Here is a 7,900-nt window from a genome sequence, read left to right on the forward strand (position 1 = left end):
AACACCAGAATCCAAGCTAAAACAAAATGGATGCCTCCCTCTAAATTCAGGGAAGCATCCATGATGAAAAGTTAATTATTCAATTTTGAACCGGTGTCCAGAAAACTGGGTACATATCAAAGTTCCCTCTTCTTTTTTTGTGCGGCTTTTGGTTGACGCAATTGCGTCAACGGTATTGCAAATAATCCAGAAACCGTTTGACCGCAAGCGGAGCAGCGCCTTTTTCCCGCATTGCCAGTCCAATTTCCCGGCTGGCTGGAACATCTAACCGCCGAATCGCAATCCGGTACGGAATCCTTCGCAGAATGAGTTCCGGCAGCACGCTGACGCCGAGTCCGCTCTCAACCATGGACATAATGGCATAATCATCCCAGGTGGTAAAATGGACATTCGGAATCAGACCATATTGCTCAAAAATTGCGGACATTTCCGCTTTCGCGCCTTTTTCCAATAGAAGGAACGGCTCCTTGCACAACAGGGGAATCGGAATTTCCGAATATGCTGCAAGCGGGTGCTGCTCAGGCACGACAGCGAGAAGCGGATCCTGCGCAAGCAGGATGGTATCAAATTCCGGCCGGGTAGGAAGCCGGACAAATCCGCAGTCCACACGTCCTTCCAAAATCCATTCTTCAATTTCTCGGTAGTCTCCCAGGAGCAGCTCATAGTCGATTTTCGGATAGTCTTTTTGGAATGCCTGAATGATATTGGGCAGCCAGTGGGTCGCCACACTGGAAAAGGTTCCGATCCGCAAAAGGCCGGACTGGAGTCCGTGGAGTTTGTCAATCTGCTCCTGCAGGGTTTCATATTCTCTGCAAACCCGTTGGGCATAGGGCAAAAGCGCAAGTCCGTCTGAGGTTGGACGAACGCCGCGGCGGCCACGCTCCAAAAGGGAAACATCCCACTCCCGTTCAAGATCCTGAACCATTCTGCTGATGCCGGACTGTGTATAATGAAGCTGCTCGGCAGCTTTGGTGAAGCTTCCGTATTCTACGGTCTTAAGAAACGCCCGGTATTTTTGAATGTTCATATCCATGGCCTACTCTCTCCATTCCTTTTACTCATTTAAAACATAAAAAACATTCGCTTTTGGAATCTATGAATTTATGATACACGATAACCGTTTGATTTGCAAGGAGAGAGGGAGAGAAGATGCTTAATGTCAGCGATGTTTTTACGGATCTGCCGCAGGCGTTTTCAACGCCTCTGTAAAAAGCGGCTTATCCGGCGCTTGAAAACCTGCAGATTCCATTTTGGCGTGTGGACACAGAAGCAGCGATCACGATCATGCGGTACAGGTTGTGATGGATCGGGACGTCGCACAGGAACCCTGGTACGGATGCAGCGACGGCACAACCACAGGATATCTGAACCTTGCAACAGAGGATGTTTTAAAGATCTTTCTGCCCTCGACGGGCAACAATCCATCCATCATTTCCGTATGAACGAAAAAAAGGAGGTGCCGCGGAAGTCCGGCGGTTTTTCCGGATTTATGCCGCGATGTCATGGCGAAATCATATTACAAATACTTTTTAGCGCTGCTTTTGTTTGGATCCAATGGCCTTTTAGCCAGCCGAATCTCACTGTCAAGCTATGAAATTGTCCTTTTCCGTACGTTGTTTGGCAGCTTGCTGCTGCTTGCGATTTTTTGGTGTCTCAAAAATTTACGTTTTACAAAAAACGGCCGGATGCTATTTTTCTGGCTGTTTCCGGTGTTGCGATGGGCGCCAGTTGGATGTTCTTATATGAAGCCTATCAGCAAATCGGCATCGGGCTCTCTTCCATTCTTTATTATTGCGGGCCGGTTCTCGTGATGGCGCTTTCTCCGCTGCTGTTTCATGAGTCTCTGACCGTTCATATGGGAATCGGATTTTCGGCTGTGCTGATCGGAATTTTTTTGGTAAATGGAAATTTATTTTCAGAAGGAAACACGATATACGGTGTTTTCTGCGGCGGCATGTCGGCGGTAACCTATGCCGTGATGGTCATTTGCAATAAGCGGGCAGCACGGATTACAGGACTGGAAAATGCAGCGCTGCAGCTGTTTACCAGTTTTTTGACCGTTGCAATTTTCGTAGGCCTTAAGCAGGGATATCAGATTGCAATTCCCGGCACAGATTGGGCGCCGCTTCTGGTGCTCAGTTTGTTCAACACAGGCCTGGGCTGCTACTGGTATTTTTCTTCTATTGGACAGCTGCCCGTGCAGACCGTTTCGATTTGCGGATATCTGGAGCCGCTTTCAGCGGTTCTGTTTTCCGCCATCTTTTTGCATGAAACATTGTTGCCGCTGCAAATTGTCGGCGCCGTTCTGATTCTGAGCGGTGCAGTGTTTGGCGAGTGGGGCCGTTCTTTCCAGAACCTCCCGAAACGGAAACAACAAACGCAAATATGATAAAAATACCCGCAGCACGTTTAGATGCTGCGGGTGTTCTGGAATAAACGGCATTTTTATCGAAGTCCCAAGAGAAGCGTTCCGAAAACGGACCCCCATGCTGCTGCCAGAAAAATGCCCATGACCCAGAAAAATATTTGTTTTGTCCGCATGTAAAATCTCCGCCTTTCTTCTTTATTTTCCTACAGGGTCAGCCAGAAAGTCTGTAGGGAACCTGCAAAAAAGTTGCAAAAGCGAATTTTCTCGGACATCACCTTTTAAAAGGTATGACTTTTTAGAGGAATGTGATATAATAATTCTACCATCGCTTCCCGGAAACACGTTCCGAAGAGCAACGCGTCTACCGGCGCTTGTTTTGGATCGATCCGCTTTTTGTGGATATTCCCCGACCGGAATGCAGACATGCAAAACCGAAAAACGGACGCCGCAGATGGGCAATGGGAACTTTTGTGGTTTGGGACGATGGCAGGAACCGAACGTTAAAAAAAGAAGCGTGATGAATTTGAATTATGGGTTTATTCGGATGGCTGTTGCAACGCCGGAACTGCGTGTTGCGGACTGTGCCTATAATACGGATCAGATTCTCGCCATGATGCGGGAAGCCGCTGCGGACGGTGTGAAACTGATCGGGTTTCCCGAGCTTTGTATCACGGCATATACCTGCAGCGACCTTTTTTTGCAGCGGGCCCTTTTGGAGGCCGCAGAGCAGTCCCTGCTCCGGATCGTGCAGGAAAGCCGGGAGTTGCAGCTGATTGCGGTGGTGGGGCTTCCGCTGCGCTGTGGACAGCAGCTCTATAACTGTGCGGCGGTTGTTTATCAGGGCGAAATTCTCGGAATTGTCCCGAAGCAGCATTTGCCGAACTACGGGGAATTTTATGAAAAGCGGCATTTCCTTCCGGCGGAAGATGAAAATCGGACGCTTGAGCTTGACGGAAAGAAGGTTCCGTTTGGAACGAGATTGCTGTTTGCCTGCAAGGAACAGCGGGAATTCCTCTTTGCGGTGGAAATCTGCGAAGATCTTTGGGTGCCGGACAGCCCTTCGACGGAGCACGCATTGGCGGGTGCAACCGTAATTGTGAACCCTTCCGCCAGCGACGAGACGATCGGAAAGCGGGAATACCGCCGGATGCTGGTGGCTTCGCAGTCTGCGCGGCTCGTCTGTGCATATTTGTACGCAAGCGCAGGAGAAGGAGAATCCACGACGGATATGGTCTTTGCCGGACATAGCCTAATTGCAGAAGATGGCGCCCAGCTTGCAGAAAGCCCGCTTTTCCAGCATGGATTTACCGCTGCCGATGTGGACGTCGAACGGCTCTCTCAGGAGCGGTGCCGCATGACAACCTTTGTAGAGCGCGGAAGCAACCGGTATGAACGGATTTCGTTCTCCATGTGCGAAGCGGCTGGGAATTTTACCAGGACGTTCCCGATGCGGCCCTTTGTTCCGGATAATCAACAAGACCGCGACCGGCGTTGCGGAGAAATTATAGAAATGCAGGCGTCCGGCCTTTGTAAGCGCCTGGCGCATGCGCACTGCAAGAGTGCGGTCATTGGAATATCCGGCGGTCTGGATTCCACGCTGGCGCTGCTGGTTGCAACCCGTGCGATGGATCGGCTGCATCGCAGCCGAAAGGACATCATCGCCATTACGATGCCGTGCTTTGGCACGACCAAGCGCACAAAAACCAACGCGCAGCTGCTCTGCGAGGCATTGGGCGTGTCCTTCCGCACGGTTCCGATTTCCGACGCGGTCCATCAGCATTTCCACGACATCGGGCATGATCCGGCGGTCCTGGATGTGACGTATGAGAATGTACAGGCACGTGAACGGACGCAGGTGCTGATGGATATTGCGAACGCGACGGGCGGAATTGTCATCGGAACCGGCGACCTTTCCGAATTGGCGCTCGGATGGGCAACCTATAATGGGGATCATATGTCTATGTACGGTGTCAACTGTTCGATCCCCAAGACTCTGGTGCGGCATTTGGTCCGGTATTTTGCGGACCTGTCGGAGGATTCGATCCTCAAAGAGACGCTTTTGGATATTCTGGATACGCCGGTCAGTCCGGAGCTGCTTCCGGCAAAGCAGGGGGAAATTTCCCAAAAAACAGAGGACATTGTCGGGCCGTATGACCTGCATGATTTTTTCCTCTATTATTTGGTGCGCTATGGCTTCACGCCGGAAAAAATTCGCTTTTTGGCGAACCGTGCATTTGCGGGCGTCTACGAGGATGCCGTAATTGTGCACTGGCTGAAGATTTTCGTGCGTCGGTTCTTTATGCAGCAGTTTAAACGCTCCTGCATTCCGGATGGCCCGAAGGTCGGCTCCGTGACGCTTTCTCCGCGCGGAGACTGGAGAATGCCGAGCGATGCCTGCGCATCTGTTTGGCTGCAGTGGGCAGAAAAATAAACGCATATATTACGAAAAATCCCCGGTTATGGGAAACCGCACAGGGTTTCCGTAACCGGGGATTTTCGTTGGATTTTCAGATTCCCGAATCCACATGCTTTCGGTATTACATCATAATAAGCAGTTATAAATGCATGTCCGGAGAATTTCGGCGTTTTTAGCACAAAAGTGAGAGAGTATTCGATGCCTCGCGCACATCAAAAAGCAAATTTCAACCCCGTTTTTGCGCAAAGATTTCCCAAACAACTAGTCTCGATTACTTAAAAAATAATCCGCGTCGATCCAATAATCCGCAAGATCAGCAACCATCTCGGCTTTTGAAACCGGCATGATCAGAATTGGATTCCCTCTCTTTTTCAGTTCACTGCAAATTTGATTTACAAAAACAATCAGCGGATCCAGCCTACGCCGGCTCATCCATGGAAAACAAAAGATGGGGCGATTCCCGGCAAATCCAATTGCTGCCTGACATTTCCATAGCCGGGATCCGGTGTGCAGCAACTTGCGATTCCAAAGGAATTCGGGTATGGTGAAAATTTCTAAAACCTCTTCCGCGGAATAGGGAAGTTTACTCTTGCGAAGCGCCCGCCGTACCAGTGTTTTAATCGAAAATGGGCTTTGTCTGGCGGAACGCGCGCCGATCGGAACCGTAAGGTCTGCAAGCTGCGCAAGCGTGATCGGTATTCCGTTCCACTCTAGTTGGTATCCGTTTTCCCACAAAATGATGGATGGATCTTTAGGGTAAGACAACAGGTAGGAAAGCGTCCAGCCTCCACCATCTATATCTCCAGAAATTACATTTACACCTGATCTCAATTGCAAATTAGATGCTTCGAAGGCAGAAGGACAAGAACCTATTAAAAAATCTTTACATTCCACGTCTGCATAAAAATTTCGGAGAAAAAGATGGTTTTCCATATCCAGACCTCCTTTGTGCCAAGTCATACAGAAAAGGCGAAAAGCAGTGCAGCGGATTCCGGAGAACCCATGAAAGGAACACCGGACCGAATATTCTGCCTTCATTGTAGAGGACACTAGGCGTGACTGTCAAGCATATTTTGACCATAGCAGAAAGAAGCAATTTTAAAATTCCATACGGAAAAGCCGTCTGCTTGCGCCCCGGGCGAGGGGCGCAGCAGTAGAAAGCGCATCGGAAAGTTTATATGTCAATGGGCGGTATATGCCGTACCTTAAGCCCTATGTCCTTGCTTCGACCGTCATCGCGAACTATACCGACTACAACGGCAGTTATGATCCGGACGAAGTGATGGAGCTGATTGAAACGACAGACTTTTATCGGATCCTTACAAAAAGCATCAATAAAGCGCAGTATATCCAGTTCGAGGACGCAGTCGAAGAGTGTATTGCCTATCGAAATGCGCATTCGGAAACAGAGGCCTTTTTCCACGATTTACGCACGATGCTGTCCGATTGGGCGCAAAGCCCGGAAAAACTACAAAACTTCCTACAGAATCAGGCCGCTGGCGCAGCAGAACCGGAAAAGCAGGGTGCGGCGTCTTAAACCCAATACATCAAAAGAAAAAGGACGCACTGTGCGTCCTTTTTGGCACAAAATGAAAAAGTTGCAGAGGCGCAGACCTTTTTACCCACCTAGACCCTTCAGAAGCCGGTCAAGGCGCCGGGTTCTTTTTACATAGATAGTTCCCCCAAAAAACAGAAAAACAAAGGTTTTCCAGAAAGGAGATTCTATGAACGAGTATCAAGTAAAGGTGGACGCCGTAATAGATTCGGATGCAATTGCGCAGGCGGTGAACGCACAGCTGCGCGCGATCAAGTTTGATCCGGTCAAGATCGAGGTGGAATTTTCAACAGCGGCGGCGGAAAGCGGCCTGCTGTCGAAAATTACGGATCACGTTAAAACGCTGAATGAGGAAATCAGCAAAAACCTTTTTGCGCCGGGTGAGCTTTTTGCCTGTGCATAACCGGCCGCAGTCCCTTGCGGTTATGCAGGATTTCATCCTCAAAACATGAAACGGCAAGCCTCAAATTGCAGGAAGGGCCAAAGCCGCCTTGCGACAGCATAGCCGGAAACGGCAGGTGCGAACGCTCTAAAAAGTAGGCGGTGTGCCCAATCCGCAGCCAAGCTCCTAAGTCCCGCAAAAGCGGGATACAAATGTCGCGCGGACGGGGCCGCGCGGGAGAAGGTTCAACGACTTTACGGGGCTTCCGGCGTGCGGCGCCGGTAAGAGAAAGTCTGATCTGCGCTTAATGGCGCAGGCGCCGCGGTCGAGTGTCAAGACACTCTCGGAAGTACCGCGGACAAGAGATCGTTTCGGAAGGAAGCGCTAAAAAAGATAGTCACAATTATTACACCTAAAAGAATAATGGACATAAGGGTTTCCGGTACTTGGATCCCTTGACAAATAAAATGATCCGCAAACCGGACATTTCGGCCAATGATAAGGATTCCCCTTCATTTCCATCCAGTCACTCCAATCCATCACTTCTCCGTGACATGTTGGACATTCCGACAACTCGGGGGCTACAAAATCTCCACAATTCAGGCACACATTAGTCTTTTCCATTTTTGTTCTCCTTTCGAATGATCAAATTTTGAATCTGCTTCCTCGACTCGACAGAACTCAAAAACTTTTGGATAATGCTCCTATTCAGCGAATTGAAGATAAAAAATTATATTTTAGAGGCTTTAAGATCAGCAATAAAACTGATATTGATGCTATAACTCAATATAACGAAGCCCTAAAAAAAGGAATACTAATAAATCAAGCTGCAAATAAATATCTAACCAATGCCAGCGATGCAGCTAAAGAACTGGCAAAATCAAGCGGTCGTGCCGGTGTAAGCATGGATAATTTAGGTACCAAGCTCGTCGGCGCAAAGCTAAAAACGGTTGCCATGACCGCAGCGCAATACGCGCTCAACGCAGCCATGTCGATGGGGCTTTCCGTTATCGTTGAGCTTGTCGTCAGCGGGCTAACGATGCTGATCGACAATCTGATTCATGCGGATGAAAAGCTGCTCGAAAGCAAGGTTTCCAAAGGAATCCACATGGAAGAAGAAATCAAGGAGGTCGTTAACGGACTCGAAAAAATTTCCGACGGAGGAAAAAAAGCTTCCAC

8 protein-coding genes are annotated in these 7,900 nt (G+C 49.3%); 6 read left to right on the plus strand and 2 right to left on the minus strand.

Annotated features, from left to right (window positions below; translation table 11 throughout):
* Positions 1–166: 166 nt before the first annotated feature.
* On the minus strand, positions 167–1,033 hold the full coding sequence (locus tag IAG03_RS13695; RefSeq protein ID WP_249320657.1) for a LysR family transcriptional regulator: 867 nt from the start codon (positions 1,031–1,033) through the stop codon (positions 167–169).
* Positions 1,034–1,250: 217 nt separating this feature from the next.
* On the opposite strand from IAG03_RS13695, the gene IAG03_RS13700 reads away from it, so the two are divergent.
* The 3 genes from IAG03_RS13700 to IAG03_RS13710 all read left to right on the plus strand — a co-directional run bounded on the left by IAG03_RS13700 (position 1,251) and on the right by IAG03_RS13710 (position 4,799).
* On the plus strand, positions 1,251–1,442 hold the full coding sequence (locus IAG03_RS13700; RefSeq protein WP_249320659.1) for a YbaK/EbsC family protein: 192 nt from the start codon (positions 1,251–1,253) through the stop codon (positions 1,440–1,442).
* A gap of 206 nt (positions 1,443–1,648) precedes the next feature.
* On the plus strand, positions 1,649–2,389 hold the full coding sequence (locus IAG03_RS13705; RefSeq protein ID WP_488169040.1) for a DMT family transporter: 741 nt from the start codon (positions 1,649–1,651) through the stop codon (positions 2,387–2,389).
* A gap of 502 nt (positions 2,390–2,891) precedes the next feature.
* Entirely contained in the window at positions 2,892–4,799 is a 1,908-nt protein-coding gene (locus IAG03_RS13710; protein ID WP_249320667.1) for an NAD(+) synthase, read from the plus strand.
* A 246-nt stretch (positions 4,800–5,045) separates the two neighbouring features.
* Here IAG03_RS13710 and IAG03_RS13715 read toward each other — a convergent pair whose 3' ends face one another.
* Positions 5,046–5,717, minus strand: coding sequence for a hypothetical protein (locus IAG03_RS13715; RefSeq protein WP_249320661.1), 672 nt, complete (start codon positions 5,715–5,717; stop codon positions 5,046–5,048).
* Between the two features lie 262 nt (positions 5,718–5,979).
* Here IAG03_RS13715 and IAG03_RS13720 point away from each other — a divergent pair, with 262 nt between their 5' ends.
* From IAG03_RS13720 to IAG03_RS13730, 3 genes are all read left to right on the plus strand, one after another.
* On the plus strand, positions 5,980–6,321 hold the full coding sequence (locus tag IAG03_RS13720; protein ID WP_249320663.1) for a hypothetical protein: 342 nt from the start codon (positions 5,980–5,982) through the stop codon (positions 6,319–6,321).
* A gap of 187 nt (positions 6,322–6,508) precedes the next feature.
* A complete protein-coding gene (locus IAG03_RS13725; RefSeq protein WP_249320665.1) occupies positions 6,509–6,742 on the plus strand; it encodes a hypothetical protein in 234 nt (77 codons plus the stop codon).
* A 631-nt stretch (positions 6,743–7,373) separates the two neighbouring features.
* Positions 7,374–7,900, plus strand: a 527-nt coding sequence (locus IAG03_RS13730) for a hypothetical protein (RefSeq protein ID WP_249320666.1), incomplete at its 3' end; no start/stop codon positions are given.

This window comes from Yeguia hominis (assembly GCF_014384705.1).
GTDB lineage: Bacteria > Bacillota > Clostridia > Oscillospirales > Acutalibacteraceae > Yeguia > Yeguia hominis.

Bases quoted from the DNA above. Each gene is read 5' to 3' on its own strand.
- IAG03_RS13715 (WP_249320661.1), bottom strand. From the start codon at position 5,717: ATGGAAAACCATCTTTTTCTCCGAAATTTTTATGCAGACGTGGAATGT.
- IAG03_RS13720 (WP_249320663.1), top strand. From the start codon at position 5,980: ATGCCGTACCTTAAGCCCTATGTCCTTGCTTCGACCGTCATCGCGAAC.
- IAG03_RS13695 (WP_249320657.1), bottom strand. From the start codon at position 1,033: ATGGATATGAACATTCAAAAATACCGGGCGTTTCTTAAGACCGTAGAA.
- IAG03_RS13725 (WP_249320665.1), top strand. From the start codon at position 6,509: ATGAACGAGTATCAAGTAAAGGTGGACGCCGTAATAGATTCGGATGCA.